This window comes from Streptococcus suis (assembly GCF_002960445.1).
Taxonomy (GTDB): Bacteria; Bacillota; Bacilli; order Lactobacillales; family Streptococcaceae; genus Streptococcus; species Streptococcus hyiners.
Map to the genome: position 1 here is coordinate 244356 of NZ_POJD01000142.1, position 21702 is coordinate 266057.

A 21702-nucleotide genomic window follows, 5' to 3' on the forward strand; every position below is an offset into this window, starting at 1 on the left:
AAAACGATAAAATAGATAGCTAACCAAACTATTTTACCATTTTTTTCTTTTTTTTGCTTTATCGTTTTATTTTCGTTCGATGTTTATATCTTAGAAATTCTTCAAAGCGATCAATTTTAACAAACATTGTCTTATGTGAAGGATTAATAACGGCATCACGAAATTTTTTACTTGCTCTCATTTCACGTAGCCATCTATTCAAGGTATGTATTGATAATCCAGACCAAATTTTTAAAAGAGTTTGCTTATCAGCCCATCCACTGCCGTTACTGTATTTCATCTCATACAGATTTTTATTATTTTTTGAATTCATATTAAAATCCACTTTCTTTTCTCAAAAGCAATTATGCCACAATCGTATGAAAATCTTGATAAAAAATTTTTTTATTCAAATTTGTAGCAACAAATAGTCTTTCATAATATATGGATTGAATTCTCAATAACTTTAATTATTCATAATAGTTTTTATCGAATTTCATGGGTGATAGTCCAACATTCTTGGAATTTATATATAGAAAAAAATATTTTTAATAAAGCGAAACACATTGATTACACAATAAACTAATATATTATTGTCCTCACAATTTGAAGATAATCGTCTCTTCTCCTGCTACACATAAAACGCTCTAGTAATCAAACTGGAGCGTTTTTGTATTATCATATAAAAGAATAACTGTAATTTATTGATCATTCATTTGAAAAAGCAAGATTAATAAAATCAAGTTGAAATATTAACTAATTTTGTTTTCAAGTAGAAGCAGTTAAGATGATAAAATAGATTTTTTATTTCCTTCCAGAAAATTATCAAATCCCAAAGCTTGAATTGCTGAAATCGCAACATACCAGTTACCATTACAATAATGTGTAAAAATAACTTTCAGAGCATTTAGGAAATGTTGAATATCCTTTTCCATATTTGAAAACGAGAAAGAAGTTATCGATGGGTCATAAGCTGGATAAGTCATTTCAATAATGACAAGCGCATCTGATTCTTCTGTTTCATCAAATACCTTTACCACGATATTGGAACCATCATTTTCTAATTGTAATTCATAGTAATCATCTGTTACGTACGGTATCAAAGAAAAATCTGTTCTTCTCCCATTTTCTGCAGCTTCTTCTTCTGCAGAAAATATTTCGTGTTTTATATGCTTAATGAGTACCTCATTAGATTCTAATAATTTTTTCATACATTACTTTCCTTTCTTTAAATTTCTTAAATCCTCGCTATATTTAGTTATTTTTATCCACTCATAAACTGAACCTCACTTCCTATTTTGACTATATTATGCCACTTTCACGTGAAAATAAAAAAACGTGCAGAACATACTTGCAAGCGAGCGAACATTATCTACTCGTTTTTTTATTTTTTTCAAAAAATGACATAATACTATTGAATAAAATTGATGTAATAGAGATTGGAGGTGGAATACTGTATCATTTGATTATCAACACTGGACTCGGTGAAAAATGAAATTTCAAATGCACAGACTTCTCTTGTTATTGGGTGTCATTGACCATAATGAGAATGTGAAAAAATAGTGAAATAAATGGTTATTCTACGAATGAAATGAGTACAGAATAACCATTTATCAAAAAATATAGTACAGAAAAAAGTGTTTAATACAAAGTAAATTACGAAAGTTCGATATAAAAATAACCAGTTCAATGACTTAACGATAATTTTTGAGATATTCAACGGTGCTACTGAAGAATATTGAAAACGATAGTCCAAAAGGACAGCCTCAACGAAAATTATCGGAGCATACCCAGCTCGTAATTAAAAAGGGTGGGAGGCAATTTAACAGTAACAAGCATTTTTAAGAAAGAAAGGAGAAAGAGAATGCCAAGAAAAAGGAATTCTTTGAAACATGATATATTCGTCTCAGCAACTAAAAATGTTACAAACAATACATCTCGAACTTCATACAAACGTTCTGCTACTCGTTTTTCTAAATGGGCTAAGGTTAATGGAATAAAGAAAATTTCTGATATTACAGAAGAAGTTCTTCAAAAATATCATGATGATCTTCAACAAGATCCAAAACAGTACACTCCCGCAACTATTCATACATACCTCGCTCCAATCGCAAAAGCTTCCGGAATCAACCTCAATCGCATCAAAAAACAAAAACGAACAAGCGATAAAATAGTTAGAGGACGAAAACATGAGGCTAATGAACAAGGGAAAAAACAAGAATTGAACTCTCGCTTCTCTCGCCTTTTAAACTTTCAGAAAGTCGTTGGAATTCGTCGTAACGAACTCAAACACCTTACTGGTTCAGATTTTAAAGAAGATGAATATGGCAATTGTTATGTTTATGTTAAAAGGGGAAAAGGGGGAAAGAAACAGATGCAATATATATTGCCTAAAGACGCTGAAATAGTAAGGAAAACTTTTCAAGGAATCGGGAAAAACGAATTAGTATTCAAAGAAGAAGAGATGAATAACCAGATTAATTTACATGCGCTACGTGCTCAACATTCAAGAGATAGCTACTTCTTCTACCTTAAAAAGATTCAACAAAACCCAAAAATGAAACACACACTTTCAAATTTCCTAATCAAAAAATGGGAAGAAGGACATCAGAAATTAAAAAATGAATCACCAAGTCAATACGAAAAACAGCGTAGAAACTTCATTTATGACCTACGCGACGAACTTTATGTTCTGCGTGGGTCAAATAAATCAAAAGCTATTTCCTCTGGAATGCCAATCGAATATAACCGTTTAGCGCTAATGGCTGTATCTGTTTTAAATTTATCACATTGGCGTTTATCTGTTACTGTAACAAATTACATTTTGTAACAATTTTTTTGATTTATTGTTTCTGACATAATGTATTTGTAGAATATTGAAGTAATGGAGGACATAATATGAGGAATCAAAATAATCTACAAAACATAAACCGAAACACTATTTTCGCAAGAGGAAAAATTATTGAAATTAACGATAAAGATTGCGCACCATCATTTATCTTATTCATTCGAAATGGTGCAGGTCGTAAACATACATATTTAACACTCAGATATGATCCAAATATTTTATATCCAATTAAAGGTACGAATGTTTACATCGAAGGACATTTGAACAATGTTATTAATTCGAATAAATTTAAGAATCAACATTATTTTGCTGATAATCTAACTGTAGTGCAAACGGAAATATCAAATTATTTCAACCTATCAAAGTCGAATGGATTTGCATTCCCAAAGCATTTTGCAAAATTTTTTGTTTATGGAACTGTTATTAATATGAATGTTAATAACAATTCCATCTGGATTGAACTTAAAATTAAAGATGAAAATGATAATGAAGTCAAAATTCAGTACAGCAAAAAAATGAGAGTCAGTGACATAAAATTTAAGGTTGGTGACAAAGTATATGTCTATGCATTACCAATATCCACAGAAAAATTATTAAATGAGGAAATAGTGAACTTTGAAACATTAGTGGCAGAAGATATTGTAATCGAGCAATAAAAAAATAGAAAAAAGTGGAGACTTCGAACGATTGAAGTTTCCACTTTCTTTTGTTAATTTTCGATACTTCGCAATTTTTTAAAAGCATTTTTGTATTGCATATTAGCATATTTTACTATCTCTTCAAAATCCTCCTCACTTATCCCGTTTCCTTCAATTTTATTCGAGATTCCAAATGGTTTATTTAATATATCCACTATTTCATGCCAATAATTTGCAGTCAATTCATCTTCTGGTAGTTGTTCTTCAATTAAGTCACGACGTATTTGTTTAAAAGCCTCATCTAGTTTTTCAATTGAGCAATCGAGGCAGTGAGGTTGTATGTAATCTCTCATGGCAATTTTACAATCCTCAACATTGTTCGTGTGTGAAAATTTTTTCAGAATATCATTCATATCGTTATAAAAATTAGAAGGTAGCTCATTTTTCTTTCTCATAGAACTCTTTCCTATCCTTTATTTAGTCCATTCAATTGAGTGTATTTCTTGTATTTTATCACAATCATCTAAAATACAATACAAATTATTTTACTTATTGCTTTTTTGTCCAAATTTGTTATAATTTTGTTAATCTATAATTTAACAAAGAAGGTTTTTATGTTTTCAAAAGAACGTCTGAAAAATCGAAGAAATGAAAAAAAGTTATCACAATCCGAAATTGCTTCTAAAATTGGAGTTAATAGAACTGCGTTTCATAATTGGGAAAATGGAAAGAGCGTCCCTAACAAAAAAAACCTCATTGCCCTCGCTGCTATCCTTGATGTCCCTGTCACTTATTTTGAATCTGAATACTATATCGTCAATAACTATCTTCAGTTATCTCCTGATAATCAGATAAAGGCAGAAGACTTTGTAGAGGAGCTTCTTCTTTCCCAACAAACCTCTAAAGTAACTCCACTCTTCTCAGTCCAAGTGCTATCAGATATCCAACTCTCAGCTGGTCTCGGAGAAGGATTCTTTGACGAGTTTGAAACTGAAACAGTCTACTCAGATGAGGAACAATACGGTTACGACTTTGCAGCTTGGATTGAGGGAGATTCTATGGAGCCTGTCTATAAGAGTGGTGAAGTCGCGCTTATTCGCTCGAACGGATTCGATTATGATGGAGCTGTCTATGCATTATCATGGAATGACTCAGTTTATATCAAAAAACTCTACCGCGAAGAATATGGGTTCAGAATGGTTTCCCTGAATAAGGACTATCCTGAAAAGTTCATCCCTTATGAAGATGAGCCGAAAATTGTTGGTCTAGTTGTAGGTCACTTTATGCCTGTCGAGGGAGTATAGTCATGAAATTGAAAGATATTTTAGAACTTGGAACATACGGTTTCAATCCTGATTGTAAAGTTGAAATTTTCAATATGGACAACTTTGAAGAGCGGCTAGAAAATGAAGGATTCGATGAAATTCTTATTCCTCAAAATGAGGATGCAAAAATCTATCCTTACGCTTTTTTAATAGAGGATTCTATTTTGATCGCAATGACTGAGGAGGATGACAATTCCAATGAATGTTAAAGAAATGATTTACATAAAGGATGAACGCATTATCTTCACTCCTGATAAGTTCGAATACGACATCACTGATTACATCGGTGAACTTATCGAAGAGCTAGAGAAACTCAAACGGAGATAATCTTATGGGCTATATTGACTACTCTATAGAACCTCAAAGTGACATAGCCTTCCTCGATATGAAGTCCTTCTACGCTTCGGTAGAATGTGTGGATAGAGGTTTGCATCCACTCTACACATCATTATGTGTCATGAGCCGAGCAGATAACTCAGCAGGATTAATACTAGCTTCTTCTCCCATGTTTAAGAAAGTATTTGGAAAAGCAAATGTAGGGCGTTCCTACGACTTGCCATTTGATATAAACACTCGTAAATTCAGCTATCAGAATGCATGGAAGCAGGACATTGAGGTAACACCGAAGTATAAATCTTTCATCGAACACTGGGCAAAGCGTACACTCATCGTTCCTCCTCGAATGGACAGATATATTGAGAAGAATCTAGAGATTCAACATATCTTTCAAGACTATGCTGCTCCAGATGACATTCTCCCCTATTCAATTGATGAAGGTTTTATCGACCTTACTAGCTCACTTTCTTACTTTATTTCTGATAAGTCAATGTCAAGGAAAGATAAGTTAGATAATGTTTCCGCTATGATTCAGAGAGATATTTACCGTAAAACAGGTATTATCTCAACTGTAGGCATGAGCAATTCCAACCCCCTGCTAGCTAAACTAGCTCTAGATAATGAAGCTAAGAAAACTGCTACAATGAGGGCTAACTGGTCATACCAAGATGTAGAAACCAAAGTATGGTCCATACCAAAATTATCAGACTTTTGGGGGATTGGCAATAAAACAGAGATTCATTTACAAAAACTTGGTATTCATTCAATCAAAGAACTGGCCAATTTCAATCCCGATATTCTCAAAAAAGAATTCGGTAAAGTCGGAGTTCAGCTTTGGTTTCACGCAAATGGAGTTGACGAGAGCAACGTCCATGACCCCTATAAACCAAAATCACGAGGATTGGGTAATTCTCAAGTACTTCCTAGAGATTACAGAACCCAAAGAGAAATTGAAATCGTATTAGCTGAAATGGCTGACCAAGTTGCTAACCGTCTTCGCTCGGCACATAAAAAAGCTACTGTCGTTTCTATTCATATTGGCTATTCTAGAACTGAGATGAAAAAATCAATTAATGCTCAGAAAAAAATTGACCCAGCAAATCTTCCAAAAACAATGGTTGGTCATGTACTTGAATTATTCCGAAAGAAATACACCTCTGGTGCAGTGAGGCAAATCGGTGTGTCTTATGGTGGCTTTGTAGATGAAAACTTTACTCTACTGTCACTTTTTGATGATGTAGAACAAATTGAAAAAGAAAATAGACTTCAGACAGCAATTGATGTTGTCAGAGAACAGTTTGGCTTTTTAGCTATTCAAAAAGGAACCGTCCTAACCGAAGGTTCCAGAAATATAGAACGCAGTAAACTTATCGGCGGTCATTCCGCTGGTGGATTGGAGGGATTAAAATGATTGATCGTTCATACTTGCCATTTCAGTCAGCAAGAGAGTACCAGGATACTAAGATGCAAAAATGGATGGGATTTTTCCTATCTGAGCATACATCTGCTCTTTCTGATGATGCAAACAAAGTAACGTATATGTCTGATTTATCACTAGAGAAGAAATTATTACTCCTCAGTCAAGTGTACACTGGGCAATTGCACACACGCATTCATGTCGTTGAAAAAAACAAGCGAGTTTCCTACACTGGGACAATACCAAGTCTGAACAAAGATTTCATTTTGATAAAAACTACAACAGGTCACATCAATTTGAAATTGAACGACATAATTAGTATTGAACTTGTAGAGGAGGTGCTCTATGAATCAGCTTGAGTTTCAGCGTAATCACCTTCAAATGGACTATTACAGCGAGAGCTACCAAGATTTTGAACGTGACTTCTACCGCTACTCCAATATGAATATTCCATTGACCTTCCTGACTGATGATATCATCAAAACAATGGCGACTTCTCGTAAGAATTACTTTGTCCTAAATAAGGAAAAGGCAAGAGATAACCGTGATCACTTCTTCATATTTGAGGTAAGTACCGTAGATGAGAATCCGCTAATCTACCATTATACATATAAGAAAACTACAACATATTTAGCAGAAAAATAGGAGCAGTTCGATTTACTGTTCTTATTTATATGCTTTCATAAATTTCTTCAAGCTCAATGAGGATAATGCCGAAGACAACCGAGATCACTACATTCAATTCAATATTGAGCCTATCGAGAACAATAAGCTCATCAGAAAATATGTTTACCTAAAGACCGTTTACTCAATAAACTAAAAAGGAGCCATACACTCCTTTTCATATTGACGAAAATATCTATTTATTTACCAAAGAAAAGTCAAAAACTGGATTTTTGCTAAAATACGGTTCAACCATTTCTTCCCATCTAGCTCTAGAAAATTTAATGGATTTTAAAGGTGATAAACCATAATTTCCGAGAGCATAACCATCGTTTACTTCAACAACTAATGTACGACCATCCTTAGTAACACCAATATCTAAACCATAAGCCCTAGGTGCACTACCCCAAGCAGCAACCGCTTTGTCAATAACACTGGCATCGTACTGGGCATGATAGTCACCTGTATATGGACGAACATCCAGTACCTCTCCATTAAGTATAAAACAGCGCCACTCTGCAACAAATTCTACAATATCACTAATCCAAATAGGATAGTCAAATGGTAATCCAATACCAACCAAATCTCGGGTCCCATTAACTACTCTTCCTGTAAAAACCTTTGAACCAGCTTTGGGCTTAATAAATTTGCCCCAATTATCAGGAATATTGACAATCTCTCCCATAAGTCCCTCTCGGATAGTGCGACCATAAAATTCAGAAAGCTCCTCTGGGTAGTCAATAACTGGTATATCTATTCCCATCCAAGACAACAATAATCTCGTCTCAGCAATATAGTCAATAATGAGATCTTCACGGGTTAAAGTTTCTAATTCACTAAAATCACTATATAACACTACTTCTTCTCCTAATAAATGAGCGCCTACTTGAGCATTATACTTATTAATAGATACTTCACTTAATCTACTGCTATCTTTTATATAAACAACCATTTCTACACCTTTTTATCACTAGTGCAACACCAATATTCAAAAAAATAAAATATATTTTATTTTTTTGAATAGATTGCTCCCATAATATCATCAAAATAATCAACTGTATTCAGTAATAGTTCAATAATCTGCGATTTTGTCAATCTCATACCTCGCCTATCACGAGCATCTTCAATGAGCAATTCCAATTTCTCAAGATTCTTATCATCTAAACTAATCATAATACGATTTTTATCTGTAGCCACATCTATCACCTCTCATTCATATTAACACAAGTGTTACACCTCTGTCAACTATACGTTCTGAAAAACTTTAATTTATAAATTGAGTGAGTTACTATCTGATTGCCACGTCAAGCAGAAACGGCTTAAAGCTTGAGCTTCTACTGTAAAATTAAAAAGACAACTTTCACACCATTCCTCAAGTAATTTGTCACAATAAAGACAAAGCTACTCTACAAACTAAAAAGGAGTCTTATGCTCCTTTTAGTTTGTACCACTTTCAATACCAAGCTCTCATGCCATTCTCTGGTGGATTACCTTTTTCTAAACCGTCTATAATACCAGAGATAGCCTGATCTGCATAAAATCTTCTGGTGTACCCCTCAGAAACATATTCTTCAAAATCATTACCGCCTTCCTCAGCAATCATATCATTGAGAGATTTTATCAGGCTATTTCTTTCCTCGGCAGTAACATACCGTTCAAAGTCCCTATCAGCTAACTTAACTAGATAGATACTCTCATTTTTTAAATTTAATTCAATGACACCTGGCTCTGATATAAAATCACCTTCAGGATAATAATGATAAGTATAGGTGCCATTTTCTGATGTAACAAGTTCAAATTTTACCATATTCTCTCCCACTAACTTGCTATTGCTCGGTCTTCAATATCAAACCTACCTTTTTGAAGCAGGTCATTTCCCTAAATTAAGTGCCTCATCTTTTGGTATCTGTACTACTTTAGAAAAGTTACCATTGATACTAGGTCTCCTCTTTAAATCAAATATATTTCAAAATATTACTCCGACTCATCATATTCTCTATGATTGCAAAATTTTTTGCTATAAATCTAGACAGATTTATAGCAGATAAACTGACATTTTCATGAATATTTAATGTACCTCCTTGTATGATAATAAATGTGTTATCAAACATAAAGATTCTATAAAGCAATACCTCTTGTACACGATTCATTCGAAAAAATGTATATAGTTACAATATATTATAACATGAAATCCCTTACAAAAATATGAAAATGGCAGGAATACAATAGTTGTACTCCCACCAATAATTTTTATCTTCGTTCCTTACTATTTATTGTCGTTTTTACGAAAGTCAGATAGTTCCTCAAAATCCTTTAATTCAAAAACAAATGCCTTATCTTCAGGAATGTGAATCCCCTCTACCCTATAACACTTATCAGATTTCCATTCACTCATGATTGTTAAGAGTGTTTCTTTTAAATTTTTATGACCTACCTGAACAATACCTTTTTGCTCCCCAACAGGTTTTGAAAAAGAAAATGCTCCCCTAGTTTTTGCCCGACAAACTTGTATACCCATTACCTTTGTATCCTTATTAAAAGCAACAAGTACATGTGCAGGGTATTCTAAAGCTTGGACAATTCCTTTACTAAATGTAACAAAGTTCTCGTTCACCGTCATGCTATAATCTGATGAGTAACGTATTACGAATTATTTCTTCAAATCTGTAATCAACATTCCAAATACGAAGCTATCTGTCCATTCACCCTTATTCCAATAATCCTTTATGAAATGTGCTTCCTGTCTCATCCCAAGGTTTTGACATAATTTTTTAGAGGCTATGTTTCTAGCATCTAAATTTGCTTGAATTCTATGAATATTATATTCAGCAAATAATTTTTTTATTACGGCTTCAACCGATTCATTTGCATAACCTTTCCCAGAAAATTTTGGGTTAAATACAAATCCAATCTCTACAGTTTGTTTCATGCCTGTATACCAAACGGATATATCACCAATAACCTTTTTATCCAATACTACAGCAAGATTTAAGCTCGAGTTCTCCTCTAATTTGTTATTTTTAGTTTTCTTTTCGAACTCTTCTTTATCTTTAGTATTCCATTCATCTTCTAAAAGGTATCTACATACATCTGCATCAGTATAAATCTCAAAAGTATCTTCGATATCATCTGATCTAAACGGTCGTATATTTAATCGCTTTGTGTTCAATATCATTTATCTTCTCCTGCTGTTTTCCCATTAATTTTCTACATCTTAATTATACTAAAATTCTGCGCTATTATATCATACCCTCAAAGTCTTTTACCAATCACAAAAAGCCATATCAAATCTTTCAAAAGTACTTTGTTTTCCGCAATTAGTGCAGTTTGTTTTTGTTAAAAAAATTGTTGTCATTCTACTTTTCCTCTTCATCATTAATAAGTAAGCAACTTGCTCTCACTTATTATATTCGCAATGCAAAATAAATTTTGGAATTTTTTTCAAAAAAAGTTAAATTGTATTGTATCAATTTCAGAACTCACACTTCAATCGACCATTAAGGCGATATTAGAGGTGGGTACGTTTCTATTCCCAAAAACTCCTTGTCAATGGAAACAAACACGTACCCACAGGGTAAATGGAAATAGATTTTGATAATTCCTGCTATCACTTCTACTCACTCCAAAAAATTTCTCACTCTAATACTTCCCCCATACGACAAAAAGCCTTGCAATCAAGGCTTTTCATTATCCCTTTCGTTCAAAGGTTTCTAGGCTTTTACGAGCAGAGCAACACACTCAACTTGTTCATCATTGTCCAAACCTATATTTAAATCTTCATCGATGATAGGAAGTTTAAATGTAATTGATTTTAGCCATTGTCCATTCGGTTGCTTTTCTTCGTAAATTTGAATTTCAGAAATCAAAGCTGTAATTAACTGTCTACGCTCTAATTTATCAATATACGCTTATATTAAAACAAATTTTCCAGTCTTAAAAATGACTGTTTCCAAACCTTTTCAAACCATAAACGTGCCTGTTCCCATTTTTCTCCCTCTCCCCAACCACTATGAATCAAATGAATTTCCGTCTTATTTTCTTTTTCTGCAAAGAATGTAATACATACATGAGTCAGTGGTTTTGCAACATTCATTACATCCGCATATTGTACCGGACCTTTCCAATTGAAGCATAATAGTTTATTCAATTCAAATGCTGTTACTTTGCACCCTAAAGTACTATTATTTTCATTATCATTTTTATCCCAAAAAAGTTCATATTTCCCACCAACCCAAGGTTCTATTTCTGATTTTTCTGTTAGCCAAGTTATAATCTCTTCATTCTTAGTGAATAAACAAAATGCTCTTTCTGATGAACAGTTTAAGAGTGCCTTGCAATGGATTATTTTATTCATAATTTCTCCTTTCGCTTATATTCATTTTAATCTTTCCACCCACAATTATCCCACGCAATAAAAGTATATATCTCAAATGATTGCCCTCCTTAAATTTTACATTGCTTTCGTCTTAATTCTAATTTTTCTCTCTGAATAATCAACAACATTATACCATTTTTAAGCCATTTTTTCTATTGTCAAATTTCCTATTTTCTCCCACATGCAGCACGGATAAAAAGGAACCTAAATGATATATACAAAATTTCTGTTTTCACTATTTCCGTTCCGCTTTCACTACCTTAAACAATTTATCTTGAAATGTATCTTTGCTCTTTTTGTCAAAATATATCTCTGTTATAAAGGTTTTTCCGTTTATCTTTTTTGTTATAACACCATCAGGCTTTTGATGTTGTTCTTTCTGTAAAATGCCTTAACGCATCCATGATAGCTTCTTCTTTCTCAGGTGTACATTGTGGAATAACTTGTTTTTCTTTTTTTGACTTATTATAATTTTCTCTCAACTCTATTCCACATTTCTTTTTAATCTGGGCAATATAGAGTGCTGAAACTTTCAAACCAAATTTTTCTAATATATATTCCTTAATCTGAGCATAAGTAGCTTTGCTCTCCGCACTTGTCAAATCAAGTTCATCTAGCTCTACTTCAACACTTATATGCTTATCGACATTAAGTTTGGACAATAATGCTACCGTCTCGACGTGGATTGAGGTTATAGAAAAAGAAACATACAGCTTTATACCAAAGTGGAGTATTGCTCCAAGTACATATAAATTACATAAAATTCAATTGCGGATATTAATTTAATTATCGATAGCAAAAGAATAATTTGTTAGAGAGGATTTGACAATATTGAAACTTTGGTTATTGAATAAATTTCAGATAACAATTAGATAGAATATAAAAATAACACTGTTCTTATTTAAATAGAATCATATTTTTTATGTTGTCATTTCTATAATATCTCTTTAGATTACAAATGCCTATACCAAAAATTTAATTATATCATACCGAAATATCTCAGTGCATCTTTGATTGTTTCTTCTTTTTCTTTTGGACAATTTGTGACATGTTGGTCGCCATCTGCTTTTCTAGATATATTATAATTTTCTCGTTCAATTAAATCATACTTGCGTTTTACTTGTGCAATGTACAGACTTGAAACTTTAAAACCAAACATTTTCAAAACATATTCTTTTATCTCTGGATATGTTGCGTTTTTTTTATTAATGGACCTAAAATCTTCCTCATCAATTTCAATGTTTATATGATGCTCAACATAAAGTTTGGACAATAGTGCAACAGTCTCAAGATTATTAATTATCTGATGGGAAAAAGGCCATCAGAAATTGAAAATCGAACCAATTAAGCAATACGAAAGAAAGCGTAGAATTTTATTTATGATCTACGTAATGAATTATATATTCTACGCAGCACAAACAAATCCAAAGCATTAGCGTCAGGAATGCCAATTTTTTATAATCGCTTGGCTTTAATGGCTGTCTCTGTACTTAATTTTCGCTTTGGCGTTTGACAGTAACTGTAACGAATTACATTTTATAATGAGAAACAAATAATAATTTAGAATAATTTGATGATTTACTTAAAATCGGCAAGAATACTCTTTACGATGTCATATTCTGTCATAATATTATTTGAGAAAAGAAAAGAGTTAACAATGATTTATAGAAATTCAGAAAAATACACTAGGAATGACCAAATAATAAAACAATGTTTTCAAGAAAATCCAGGATTTTTAGGTATAGATGGAATTGACATAAAATTTGAGACGGAAGTGACAAACGTAGATAGTATTACGACTACAACTATTGCTGAGAACTTTTTTGAATTAGATATCAATTCATCTTATAATAAAGATGGCAGAATAAAAGAAATTGAAATACTATCTCCAACTTTTGGGAAAATCATTTTTAGTTTTAATAACCCAAATTTTGATATGAAATGTAATTGTTTCGTTCGACTAATTGTAGGTGATTTGAATGTAAAAACTTCTACAATGAAACAAATAATGTCAAGATTGAAAAACGTATTAACCTGTATTACTCTCTTTTCAAATATTGACATTATCCATCCAACAGAAGAAGATATCATAATTCAAGGAATTGAGATTGCTTACACCTTTTCTACATTAGAAAAAATTTCATATCAGACAAGACTACTTCTACTAAGAATCTTCTCAAAAGTTGAACAACCAAATAAATCAAGGTATGTGGGAATAGATGACGATCCATTTGAACATCACATCATTTCAGCAAAGTTAGGATACAACTATTCGATAGTTTTATATGATAAAACAGCCAAGGCACAATCGGACAATCATTTAGAGAATATTAAAAATCATGGTTATAGAATTTATAGACTTGAATTTGTAATAAAAAAAGGGAAAATTACGGAGTTGCTTGGTTCACGAATCCTATCAAACATTACTGACGAGACCATAAAAAATTTTTTTAAAGAACAGATCAATCTAGCTGTCAACAATCTCATTCTTGAAATAAAAAAATCAGTACAATTAACTGACCGGACATTGAATTACTATTTTAATGAGTTTGGCAATCGTTATTATATTCATCGTTTCTTCTCTGGTATTCTAACTCCTGCACTAGAAAAATCCATGTCAATTGCCTTAGATGAGGAAATTTTTTGTCATTTAAAACTACCGTTTATCAAATCTCATAAAAATAAAAGTAGGATTAGAAGACAATTGATTAATGAGTGCATTATTCAAAGTAAGGACAAGAAGTACATACTTTCAAAAATGATAACGTGGCAAACTTTAATAATATTAAAAATTATGGACCAATTCATTTATTGTGACAAAATTCAATCAACAACTCCTAAGCAAAATTTCAGTGAAATGGGAATGAAAATGATTTCTCTACAACCATTTGGCAGCAAAACTAGGATAGCTATCTATAACGACCTTCTCTCTTCGAGAACTAAAAGCACTACCATTGAAAAAATAATACTTGATCGATGGAAAAAAATAGATTATAAAAAGTATATAATTAATAAATTTATTGATTAGGTTAAGTATGATGTATTGCAATTTACAATACATCTTTTATTTTAATCTCCAATTGGGCAGAATTTTGGGCAAATTTTGATTATCATTGCACATTATTGCATAGCAAAGAAAAATATCATAAAAAATAGAATTGTATTAAAAATTATAAAAAGCCTTATTAATCAAGGCTTTACATGGTTAGCAACTCTATTTTATCGTCAATTTACTTTGTCTCTCACACCATGGTAATTATTCAACCATTGAATAATTGCCATGTAAAACCTCCTTTGTATTACTTCATTGAAAAAAGCCGTCAAACGGCTTGTTTTGTCCTATTATAGCAAAATTAAGACAGTTTGTCATATTCATTGATAAATGAATATGAATAGTTGCTTATTAGGGGAACAAAAATAAAAATACCTACAATCTTCGTTTACATACTTAATTGTAGGTATTTAAATTCTAAAATCTATTGATTAAAACAATTCTTTATAAAAAGCGATGGTTTCTTCCAATGTTGGCATGAATGGGTTACCCGGTGCGCAGGCATCAATCAAGGCATTCTTAGATAGGTATTCAAAGTCAAACTCTTCTTCCTTGATGTCCAACTCTGTCAATTTCTTAGGAATACCAACTTTAGCCGACAATTCTTCAATTTGTGCAATAGCGTAGTCTGCACATTCCTCATCAGATTTACCTGCAATATCAAGTCCCAGTGCTTTAGCAACATCACGGAAGGCTGCAGGCACACGTTTGGCATTCTCACGTTCGATGATTGGCAAAATCATAGCGCAGCAAACACCATGCGGCAGGTCATAAACAGCACCCAACTGGTGAGCCATTGAATGAACATAGCCTAAGCCAGCATTATTGAAACTCATACCTCCAAGGAAAATAGCATGAACCATAGCTTCTCGAGCTTCGATATCCTGTCCATTCTCAACTGCACGAGGTAAGTACTCTTTGATAAGCTCAATCGCACCCATAGAGAGTTTCTTAGTCACGCCATAAGCACCCGGTGTTACCAAAGCTTCAATAGCATGAGTTAGAGCATCCATACCTGTCGCTGCTGTCAGAGCCGCTGGTTTAGAGAGCATCAGTTCAGGGTCATTGACTGACATGACAGCCAAGCTATTTTTGTCTACCATAACCATTTTTACCTTGCGTTCTTCATCGGTAATAACATAGTTAATGGTAATTTCAGCAGAGGTGCCCGCTGTTGTGTTGATAGCCACAACAGGCAAGCCAAGTTTTTCAGACTTATGAAGACCTTCATAGTCCTGTGGTTTGCCACCATTGGTTGCCATGATAGAAATACAGCTTGCCGCATCTTGAGGCGATCCGCCACCAACTGAGATGATGAAATCACAGTCATTTTCTTGAAGAGTAGCTAGTCCATCATAAACATTTTTACAGGTTGGGTTTGGATCAACCTGACTGAATACTACATAGTTTACTCCTGCTTCATCCAGAGGCTTGGTTACCTTAGGAAGAATATCGCTAGTGCGGATAAATTCATCCGTCACAAGCAGAGCCTTCTTGTAGCCCAAATCCTTAACGTAACCACCGATTTCATTGACACAACCGCGACCAATCAAGTTGACCGCTGGGACGTAAAATGTTGCCATAGACAACCTCCTGTAAGATTTATAGTAGTTAATGACTTTATTTTTCTTTATGTTATTATACTATAAATCTTGGATATATTCAACTATTATGTGACGTTTTTAACAAAATAAAATGATATAAAAACTCCTAATCTTGCTTGCAATCATATTAAATTTCATTCTGATTTACTCAGCTGGCAATTTGAAATATCCCTGTCCAGTTTGCAAAGGCTTCCTTACGCATTTTTTCAATTTCTACTCGGAAAGCTTGGGCAAGACTGGCACGATTGAAGGATGGAGCTATTTTGTGTCTATCTGTCATCACTTTTTGAACTAGAATTTCTACCTCTTCCCCATCCCTAATTCCTATATTCCAAAGTTCTTGTAGAACACTTGTATGAAACTGTTTCTCGTATTCTTTCATGGCCTCAATGGTCCAGTAATATTCACTACTTTCATCTTTTAACCATTTCCAAACAACATCAGCTTGCTTGGACTTTGGCTTTTCTACTTCACAGGCCTGACACAGCAATAACTGGTTGGATAAGCTTTCTACATGAAACCATTTCCCTGAAACAATCGGAACATTTTTTACTCCACAAGTGCTGTGGCAGCGCCAGCAAAAAGGGCTTAATGTTTCAGTATTCTTTAAAATACCTAAGTCCAGCAATTGGTCCGACCAATATTCTACAACTGACAAGAGGTTGGTCGTTTTCTTATTCCAAATAAACATGTTCATATCTACCTTTCTACATTCTTTCAAGCATCTGGGCTTGAACTAAACTAGCTTGTATCATTGCTAATTCTACAAGACAAGCAAGATTGGTTAGGTCTACATTTTCAAACATTCGGTGAGAGATAAATAACTTTGGTTGTAATCTCGTGAGCGGTTTTGCCCAGGCTTGAACACAGACATCAAACTGTTTGACCGACTGAAAATAAACTTGACTAACCAACATATAGGCTCGGCTATTTAACAAATAAGCATAATCCTGCATTAAATCACGACAAAATGAGGCTAGCCATACTGCTGCATACTTTTCTTCATCCTCTAGATAATGATTTAATAGCTGAAAAGTTAGCAGACTACCTCTGCTCATTTCAGGACTAACTACTTGAAACTTGCTTTCCTTGCTCATCAAGGGATGCAAATGGAAATGTTCTGCATAGACTTCCCATTCTCTGTAAATATCTGCCCAAGTAATCTCAAGATTATTTTTCATTTTTACACGCTCCAACTAGGATTTGATACCATCATAACACCATTTTTTATTTTTGTCAAACATGTTAAACAATATTTGTCAAAAAAATAGTCTTATGGTATAATATGTTAAACAAAGCGAGGTACAAGCATGATTTTGGGTGATATCTTAAAAGAATTTCGAACTAAAAACAAACTATCTATGGATAGGTTTGCAGAACTTTCTGGTTTAACAAAGGGATATATTTCTATGTTAGAAAAAAATCAGCATCCTAAAACAAAAAAAGCTCTTCTTCCTACCATGGAAACACTGGAGAAGGTTGCAAAAGGCATGAACATAGCTGTTTCTGATTTGGTTCAGAAGCTTGATGACGACCAAGCTATAGCCCTGACGCTTACCCCTGCCCAATTTGGACAATTTAAGCAATCTATTTCTCAGCAAGCACAGGTTTTAGATCAGACACTAGAGGGTGAATTTCATGACAGGTGGATTGCTTTCGGGCAAGAACAAGTAGCAGCAATGCAAACCTCTAATTCTAAATCAGCAACTGTACTTCATCTAGATGACTACCGTGAACGAACGGAATTGGCTGTTCCTGGCAAGGTTTCAGCTGGTACTGGCTACTGGCAGGATACAGACTTTGACAACCTAGTATCCTTTTATAGCGAGGATATCCCTGATAGTCGGCAATACGATACCATCGCTCAGGTTGTCGGAGATTCCATGGCACCTAGTATTCAGGATGGGGACTACCTCTTTATTCGTCTGACACCAGACATTCCTCTGAACTCAATTGGAATTTTCTCAGTTAATGGGGAAAATTTTGTTAAAAAATACAAGGGTTCTTACTTACAATCCCTCAACCCTGACTATGAGGATATTGATTTAAACCAGGAAGATGACATCCGTCCTATCGGTAGAGTAATTGATGTCTATAGTCAATCCTAACATATAGGAAAGCCAAACATAACAATAGCGAAAAGGAGGCCTTTCAGCCTCCCTTTTGTCTTTTAAATTGGAAAAGTCCATTACCAAAGTTGCACGACAAATAGTTAATGATTAAGTAATTATTCTGCTACCCTTATGTCTTTGATTGTCCTCTTATTTTGTTGTCTAAGTGTGGAGATTGCTTATTATGATGAAAATCACTAGAGGTTTTCTGATTTTCTTGGTTGCTAGCCAAGGATCTATCTTGACCATACAGTATTTACGACACGAATAAGGATTAGCCTACTTTTGATTGAACTGGGTAGCAAGGCTAAGTGTGAGTGAATGCTAAGCATTTTGCCAACAGATGCCTTCAGGCACCAAAGTAGGGATAACGGACTTTTCCCCTATTAGCCATCGTCCTTTGGAGAAAATGGCTAGTAGTTAGCTTGATTAAATGAACGCTTGAATACTCCTTTCAACCAGGATAGATGGCGTTCAACATCTCAACTTCATTATCTGATTTCTTCTAAGAATAGTATACCACTTTTAGAAAACGCTATCAAACAATTATGTGCTCGAATGTTATTTTTTATTGCTCCATTTTTTTAACATATGCTTCCCACATCTTCTGCTGGGGTTTGGCAAAGGGATAGATAGGAAAGTCTTCTACGGAAACCCATTTTAATTCTTTGGTTCCTAGAAGTTTGGTTGTTTCTGCAACTCCTTCGACCAATTCTATCTGCCATTTGCGGTGACTGAAAATGTGCTGAACGGTATCAAATTCTTGCTTCTGCCAATCAACAGCCATATCATAATATTCTGTAAAGCTCTGTCGTATATCTAGCTGAACAACTTCTTCTGCAACTTCAAAGAGCGAAACTTGTTTGTCAACGACTGCCCCTTTTTCCAAAAGCGGAAAGGACCAAAAACCTGATAAGAGTCCCGCTTCATTATTTTTTTCCAATAAAAATTGATTATCTTTATTGCGGATAATAAAGCCTTGATAGGCAACTGGAACTGGCTTTTTCTTTGGTGCTTTGATAGGGTATTTGTCCATGGTGCCATTTAAATAAGCTGCGCTAAAGTCTTTGACTGGACTGTCCTGGGGGCGTGGGTTGACTGGTGATTCTATATCAGAACCCAAATCCATCAGGGCTTGGTTGAAATCTCCGGGTCTATCTGGGTCAATCAAAATCTCCATCATGGCTTGAAAAATCTTGCGATTAGTCGGTAAGCCTATGTCATAATCCACTTCAAATAGACGACTGAGAACACGCATAACGTTGCCATCTACTGCTGGCTCTGGCAAATTAAAGGCTATACTTGAAATGGCTCCTGCAGTATAGGGGCCTATGCCTTTCAAACTGGAAATTTCCGCATGCGTGGTCGGAAATTGCCCTGCAAAGTCGTCCACCATTTGTTGAGCTGCCTGTTGCATATTGCGAACACGGGAATAATAACCCAGTCCTTCCCATAGTTTGAGAATGACCTCCTCTGGAGCTTTAGCCAAATCAGCAATAGTCGGCAAGTGATGAAGAAAACGTTCGTAGTAAGGAATAACAGTATCCACCCGTGTCTGTTGGAGCATGATTTCGGACACCCAAATTGCATACGGATCCCTGGTTCTTCTCCACGGTAAATCTCTTTTATTGGCATCATACCAGTCCAAAAGTGCCTTACGAAAAGCTTGAACCTTTTCTTTCGGCCACATATCAATTCCATATTCTTTCAAATCTAACATGAATCTAGTATAACACAAAGAAAAGGGAGTGAGAAAGAACTCATCTGATAAAAAGAGTTCGTCAACAAGTCCTTATTTCCAGTTGTTGATACGAACTCTGAGAAATGGCGTTGGACTTTTTATACGAAAACTCAAAAGAATGCAAAAACTCTCTCCCTATGATATAATCAAAGCGAAAAATTTTTTATGTTAGGCTACTAGCTCGTCCCTAGTAGTCTTTTTCTGTGCTAAAAATTCAGGATACGTTATCTGCTCTTGTAAGAGGATATAAGCTATTTTTAATAATTGATGTGCGAGTGCAATTGTTGCTTTTTGTGAACCACGCCGACTTTGAATCTGACAAAATCGTTCAGCTAGAGGACTACCTTTTTGGTTCCTGGCGGCGAAAGCGGCTTGGCATAAACATTTCTTCAAATAAGAATTTCCGTGTCGAATCTTGGTACTTCGTTTTTTGCCCGCACTCTCATTATTACCTGGACAAAGTCCAGCCCAAGAAGCTAAATGTCCAGCAGTAGGAAACTGACTCATGTCAACACCAACCTCAGAAATAATAACGGAGGCTGTAATGACATCAATGCCTGGGATGGAATCCAATATTTCTACATGGTTTTCATATTGTGATAGATAGACATTCATTCGCTCTTCCAACAACCCAATCTGCTTCTGATAAAAATCATAAATCTCCAATGACTGCTTTAACATAAAGCGGTGATGGTCAGAAAAATAGCCATCCAAGGCTTCCATAAGCTGCGGTACTTTCTTCTTCAAGCTGGTGTAAACTGATTGATGGACAATGCGAGGTGTGATAGGCGTCCCATCAACCAGTAGCTGAAGGAGATTGCGACCAGATAGTCCCATTATATCTTCGATATAGGTTGTTAGCTTGATACCACCTGATTGAAGAATTTTATGGATACGGTTTGTTTCTCGATTGCGACTTTCCACATAATGTTTTCGTTGTCTGGTCAACTCCCTCAATTCTTGAATGGTTTCATCGGGAACGAAACTCCGAGGAAGCAGACCAATTCGTGTTAATTTGGCAATCCAGTGAGCATCCTTCTTGTCGGTTTTCTGACCTGGAATAGCCTTCATGTGGGCTGGTTGAGCGAGTATCAACTTGAAGTCATCACATAGAGCATGCCAGACAGGTCGCCAATAAACACCTGTACTTTCCATACCAACAGCTTCCACATGAAATTGACTGAGAAAATCGTGGCAAGCACGTAGGCCTTTAGTCGTTGTATCAAACGTAGCCATCTCACGCTTTGGACGAGTTGAGGTGAGTGGTCCGTGTAGGATACAGACAACGATATTGGCTTGATGGACATCAATACCTGCACAAGATTGATAGAGAACATCCATGATAATTCCCTCCTTCTAAAAATTAGAGAGCTTATCTACCGAATTTTTGTCGTATTTTTATACTCATGCCTATCGCATATTTTGGGGTGCTCGTCAGTAGAGTGGATCAGTTTTGCCCTCGATTATTAGAATCATTAAGTCGTCAACCACAAAGCCCTCACTAAGATTATACACCTAGTGAGGGCTTTATGTTCGTTTTCATTATTCTGTGGGTGAGGGCGGAGCCATCATGGATGTATTGCCCAGCCTCCTAAATAATATCAACTAAGGAT

27 protein-coding genes and 2 pseudogenes are annotated in these 21702 nt (G+C 34.6%); 11 read left to right on the forward strand and 18 right to left on the reverse strand.

What is annotated here, in order from left to right; translation table 11 throughout:
- Positions 1-58: 58 nt before the first annotated feature.
- Both C1G53_RS05010 and C1G53_RS05015 read right to left on the reverse strand, forming a co-directional pair.
- Positions 59-313 carry a hypothetical protein gene (locus C1G53_RS05010; RefSeq protein WP_044678220.1) on the reverse strand — a complete coding sequence of 85 codons (255 nt, stop codon included), beginning with the start codon at positions 311-313 and terminating at the stop codon, positions 59-61.
- Between the two features lie 448 nt (positions 314-761).
- Positions 762-1190: a hypothetical protein gene (locus C1G53_RS05015; protein WP_044678218.1), complete on the reverse strand. Its 429-nt coding sequence runs from the start codon at positions 1188-1190 to the stop codon at positions 762-764.
- 653 nt (positions 1191-1843) lie between these two features.
- Here C1G53_RS05015 and C1G53_RS05020 point away from each other — a divergent pair.
- Together C1G53_RS05020 and C1G53_RS05025 are read left to right on the forward strand one after the other, a co-directional pair.
- Positions 1844-2809, forward strand: coding sequence for a site-specific integrase (locus tag C1G53_RS05020; protein ID WP_044678215.1), 966 nt, complete (start codon positions 1844-1846; stop codon positions 2807-2809).
- 68 nt (positions 2810-2877) lie between these two features.
- Positions 2878-3483, forward strand: coding sequence for a hypothetical protein (locus tag C1G53_RS05025; protein WP_044678214.1), 606 nt, complete (start codon positions 2878-2880; stop codon positions 3481-3483).
- Between the two features lie 53 nt (positions 3484-3536).
- On the opposite strand, the gene C1G53_RS05030 is transcribed toward C1G53_RS05025, so the two are convergent.
- Positions 3537-3920, reverse strand: coding sequence for a hypothetical protein (locus C1G53_RS05030; RefSeq protein ID WP_044678212.1), 384 nt, complete (start codon positions 3918-3920; stop codon positions 3537-3539).
- Positions 3921-4079: 159 nt separating this feature from the next.
- Here C1G53_RS05030 and C1G53_RS05035 point away from each other — a divergent pair, with 159 nt between their 5' ends.
- Genes C1G53_RS05035 through C1G53_RS13315 form a run of 7 tightly spaced genes read left to right on the forward strand, consistent with a single transcriptional unit; the run spans position 4080 to position 7363 of the window.
- Positions 4080-4769 (forward strand): XRE family transcriptional regulator, encoded by a 690-nt coding sequence (locus C1G53_RS05035; protein ID WP_029170896.1) that lies wholly within the window; start codon positions 4080-4082, stop codon positions 4767-4769.
- A gap of 2 nt (positions 4770-4771) precedes the next feature.
- Positions 4772-4999: a hypothetical protein gene (locus C1G53_RS05040; RefSeq protein WP_044678207.1), complete on the forward strand. Its 228-nt coding sequence runs from the start codon at positions 4772-4774 to the stop codon at positions 4997-4999.
- A complete protein-coding gene (locus C1G53_RS13530) occupies positions 4989-5117 on the forward strand; it encodes a hypothetical protein (protein ID WP_014636309.1) in 129 nt (42 codons plus the stop codon). Before C1G53_RS05040 ends, C1G53_RS13530 begins: the two co-directional genes overlap by 11 nt.
- A 4-nt stretch (positions 5118-5121) precedes the next feature.
- Entirely contained in the window at positions 5122-6537 is a 1416-nt protein-coding gene (locus C1G53_RS05045) for a Y-family DNA polymerase (RefSeq protein ID WP_105117910.1), read from the forward strand.
- Positions 6534-6902, forward strand: coding sequence for a hypothetical protein (locus tag C1G53_RS05050; RefSeq protein ID WP_024052924.1), 369 nt, complete (start codon positions 6534-6536; stop codon positions 6900-6902). The genes C1G53_RS05045 and C1G53_RS05050 overlap by 4 nt, the downstream gene beginning before the upstream one ends.
- The gene (locus C1G53_RS05055) at positions 6889-7188 is read left to right on the forward strand and encodes a DUF5960 family protein (protein WP_024052923.1); all 300 of its coding nucleotides are present in this window, start codon (positions 6889-6891) and stop codon (positions 7186-7188) included. Before C1G53_RS05050 ends, C1G53_RS05055 begins: the two co-directional genes overlap by 14 nt.
- A gap of 37 nt (positions 7189-7225) precedes the next feature.
- Entirely contained in the window at positions 7226-7363 is a 138-nt protein-coding gene (locus C1G53_RS13315) for a DUF5960 family protein (RefSeq protein WP_419579790.1), read from the forward strand.
- 39 nt (positions 7364-7402) lie between these two features.
- On the opposite strand, the gene C1G53_RS05060 is transcribed toward C1G53_RS13315, so the two are convergent.
- The 10 genes and pseudogenes from C1G53_RS05060 to C1G53_RS05105 form a co-directional block, all read right to left on the reverse strand.
- Complete coding sequence (locus tag C1G53_RS05060; RefSeq protein ID WP_044678204.1) at positions 7403-8158, reverse strand: ATP-grasp domain-containing protein; 756 nt, start codon at positions 8156-8158, stop codon at positions 7403-7405.
- 56 nt (positions 8159-8214) lie between these two features.
- Positions 8215-8403: a hypothetical protein gene (locus tag C1G53_RS05065; RefSeq protein ID WP_044678202.1), complete on the reverse strand. Its 189-nt coding sequence runs from the start codon at positions 8401-8403 to the stop codon at positions 8215-8217.
- A 256-nt stretch (positions 8404-8659) separates the two neighbouring features.
- On the reverse strand, positions 8660-9013 hold the full coding sequence (locus C1G53_RS05070; RefSeq protein ID WP_044678199.1) for a hypothetical protein: 354 nt from the start codon (positions 9011-9013) through the stop codon (positions 8660-8662).
- Between the two features lie 459 nt (positions 9014-9472).
- Complete coding sequence (locus tag C1G53_RS05075) at positions 9473-9826, reverse strand: hypothetical protein (protein WP_052502438.1); 354 nt, start codon at positions 9824-9826, stop codon at positions 9473-9475.
- Positions 9827-9856: 30 nt separating this feature from the next.
- Entirely contained in the window at positions 9857-10381 is a 525-nt protein-coding gene (locus tag C1G53_RS05080; protein ID WP_044678196.1) for a GNAT family N-acetyltransferase, read from the reverse strand.
- A gap of 535 nt (positions 10382-10916) precedes the next feature.
- Positions 10917-11096 (reverse strand): annotated as a pseudogene (locus tag C1G53_RS05085) (recombinase family protein); the annotation flags it as partial.
- A 23-nt stretch (positions 11097-11119) separates the two neighbouring features.
- Complete coding sequence (locus C1G53_RS05090; protein WP_044678192.1) at positions 11120-11560, reverse strand: SRPBCC family protein; 441 nt, start codon at positions 11558-11560, stop codon at positions 11120-11122.
- 256 nt (positions 11561-11816) lie between these two features.
- Positions 11817-11969: a transposon-encoded TnpW family protein gene (locus C1G53_RS13665; protein WP_079394206.1), complete on the reverse strand. Its 153-nt coding sequence runs from the start codon at positions 11967-11969 to the stop codon at positions 11817-11819.
- A pseudogene (locus tag C1G53_RS05100) lies at positions 11938-12264 on the reverse strand (23S rRNA (uracil-5-)-methyltransferase RumA); the annotation flags it as partial. The pseudogene C1G53_RS05100 and the gene C1G53_RS13665, both read right to left, overlap by 32 nt.
- 296 nt (positions 12265-12560) lie before the next feature.
- Positions 12561-12854, reverse strand: coding sequence for an RNA methyltransferase (locus C1G53_RS05105; RefSeq protein WP_105117911.1), 294 nt, complete (start codon positions 12852-12854; stop codon positions 12561-12563).
- A 384-nt stretch (positions 12855-13238) separates the two neighbouring features.
- On the opposite strand from C1G53_RS05105, the gene C1G53_RS05110 reads away from it, so the two are divergent.
- Positions 13239-14609 (forward strand): hypothetical protein, encoded by a 1371-nt coding sequence (locus C1G53_RS05110; protein WP_044678187.1) that lies wholly within the window; start codon positions 13239-13241, stop codon positions 14607-14609.
- A 455-nt stretch (positions 14610-15064) separates the two neighbouring features.
- On the opposite strand, the gene C1G53_RS05115 is transcribed toward C1G53_RS05110, so the two are convergent.
- The 3 genes from C1G53_RS05115 to C1G53_RS05125 form a co-directional block, all read right to left on the reverse strand.
- On the reverse strand, positions 15065-16216 hold the full coding sequence (locus C1G53_RS05115; protein WP_105117912.1) for an iron-containing alcohol dehydrogenase: 1152 nt from the start codon (positions 16214-16216) through the stop codon (positions 15065-15067).
- A 169-nt stretch (positions 16217-16385) separates the two neighbouring features.
- Complete coding sequence (locus C1G53_RS05120) at positions 16386-16895, reverse strand: hypothetical protein (protein WP_238139107.1); 510 nt, start codon at positions 16893-16895, stop codon at positions 16386-16388.
- A gap of 49 nt (positions 16896-16944) precedes the next feature.
- A complete protein-coding gene (locus C1G53_RS05125) occupies positions 16945-17418 on the reverse strand; it encodes a hypothetical protein (RefSeq protein WP_105117913.1) in 474 nt (157 codons plus the stop codon).
- 129 nt (positions 17419-17547) lie between these two features.
- On the opposite strand from C1G53_RS05125, the gene C1G53_RS05130 reads away from it, so the two are divergent.
- Complete coding sequence (locus C1G53_RS05130; RefSeq protein ID WP_105117914.1) at positions 17548-18345, forward strand: XRE family transcriptional regulator; 798 nt, start codon at positions 17548-17550, stop codon at positions 18343-18345.
- Positions 18346-18916: 571 nt separating this feature from the next.
- Here C1G53_RS05130 and mutY read toward each other — a convergent pair.
- Both mutY and C1G53_RS05140 read right to left on the reverse strand, forming a co-directional pair.
- Entirely contained in the window at positions 18917-20068 is a 1152-nt protein-coding gene (mutY, locus tag C1G53_RS05135; RefSeq protein ID WP_161941376.1) for an A/G-specific adenine glycosylase, read from the reverse strand.
- A gap of 189 nt (positions 20069-20257) precedes the next feature.
- Positions 20258-21430, reverse strand: coding sequence for an IS110 family transposase (locus C1G53_RS05140; RefSeq protein WP_105117916.1), 1173 nt, complete (start codon positions 21428-21430; stop codon positions 20258-20260).
- Positions 21431-21702: the final 272 nt, after the last annotated feature.

Excerpts from the sequence above, each read along its gene's own strand:
- C1G53_RS05010 (WP_044678220.1), bottom strand. The coding sequence starts at position 313 with ATGAATTCAAAAAATAATAAAAATCTGTATGAGATGAAATACAGTAAC.
- C1G53_RS05015 (WP_044678218.1), bottom strand. The coding sequence starts at position 1,190 with ATGAAAAAATTATTAGAATCTAATGAGGTACTCATTAAGCATATAAAA.
- C1G53_RS05020 (WP_044678215.1), top strand. The coding sequence starts at position 1,844 with ATGCCAAGAAAAAGGAATTCTTTGAAACATGATATATTCGTCTCAGCA.
- C1G53_RS05025 (WP_044678214.1), top strand. The coding sequence starts at position 2,878 with ATGAGGAATCAAAATAATCTACAAAACATAAACCGAAACACTATTTTC.
- C1G53_RS05030 (WP_044678212.1), bottom strand. The coding sequence starts at position 3,920 with ATGAGAAAGAAAAATGAGCTACCTTCTAATTTTTATAACGATATGAAT.
- C1G53_RS05035 (WP_029170896.1), top strand. The coding sequence starts at position 4,080 with ATGTTTTCAAAAGAACGTCTGAAAAATCGAAGAAATGAAAAAAAGTTA.
- C1G53_RS05040 (WP_044678207.1), top strand. The coding sequence starts at position 4,772 with ATGAAATTGAAAGATATTTTAGAACTTGGAACATACGGTTTCAATCCT.
- C1G53_RS13530 (WP_014636309.1), top strand. The coding sequence starts at position 4,989 with ATGAATGTTAAAGAAATGATTTACATAAAGGATGAACGCATTATCTTC.
- C1G53_RS05045 (WP_105117910.1), top strand. The coding sequence starts at position 5,122 with ATGGGCTATATTGACTACTCTATAGAACCTCAAAGTGACATAGCCTTC.
- C1G53_RS05050 (WP_024052924.1), top strand. The coding sequence starts at position 6,534 with ATGATTGATCGTTCATACTTGCCATTTCAGTCAGCAAGAGAGTACCAG.
- C1G53_RS05055 (WP_024052923.1), top strand. The coding sequence starts at position 6,889 with ATGAATCAGCTTGAGTTTCAGCGTAATCACCTTCAAATGGACTATTAC.
- C1G53_RS05060 (WP_044678204.1), bottom strand. The coding sequence starts at position 8,158 with ATGGTTGTTTATATAAAAGATAGCAGTAGATTAAGTGAAGTATCTATT.
- C1G53_RS05070 (WP_044678199.1), bottom strand. The coding sequence starts at position 9,013 with ATGGTAAAATTTGAACTTGTTACATCAGAAAATGGCACCTATACTTAT.
- C1G53_RS05075 (WP_052502438.1), bottom strand. The coding sequence starts at position 9,826 with ATGACGGTGAACGAGAACTTTGTTACATTTAGTAAAGGAATTGTCCAA.
- C1G53_RS05080 (WP_044678196.1), bottom strand. The coding sequence starts at position 10,381 with ATGATATTGAACACAAAGCGATTAAATATACGACCGTTTAGATCAGAT.
- C1G53_RS05090 (WP_044678192.1), bottom strand. The coding sequence starts at position 11,560 with ATGAATAAAATAATCCATTGCAAGGCACTCTTAAACTGTTCATCAGAA.
- C1G53_RS05110 (WP_044678187.1), top strand. The coding sequence starts at position 13,239 with ATGATTTATAGAAATTCAGAAAAATACACTAGGAATGACCAAATAATA.
- C1G53_RS05115 (WP_105117912.1), bottom strand. The coding sequence starts at position 16,216 with ATGGCAACATTTTACGTCCCAGCGGTCAACTTGATTGGTCGCGGTTGT.
- C1G53_RS05125 (WP_105117913.1), bottom strand. The coding sequence starts at position 17,418 with ATGAAAAATAATCTTGAGATTACTTGGGCAGATATTTACAGAGAATGG.
- C1G53_RS05130 (WP_105117914.1), top strand. The coding sequence starts at position 17,548 with ATGATTTTGGGTGATATCTTAAAAGAATTTCGAACTAAAAACAAACTA.
- mutY (WP_161941376.1), bottom strand. The coding sequence starts at position 20,068 with ATGTTAGATTTGAAAGAATATGGAATTGATATGTGGCCGAAAGAAAAG.
- C1G53_RS05140 (WP_105117916.1), bottom strand. The coding sequence starts at position 21,430 with ATGGATGTTCTCTATCAATCTTGTGCAGGTATTGATGTCCATCAAGCC.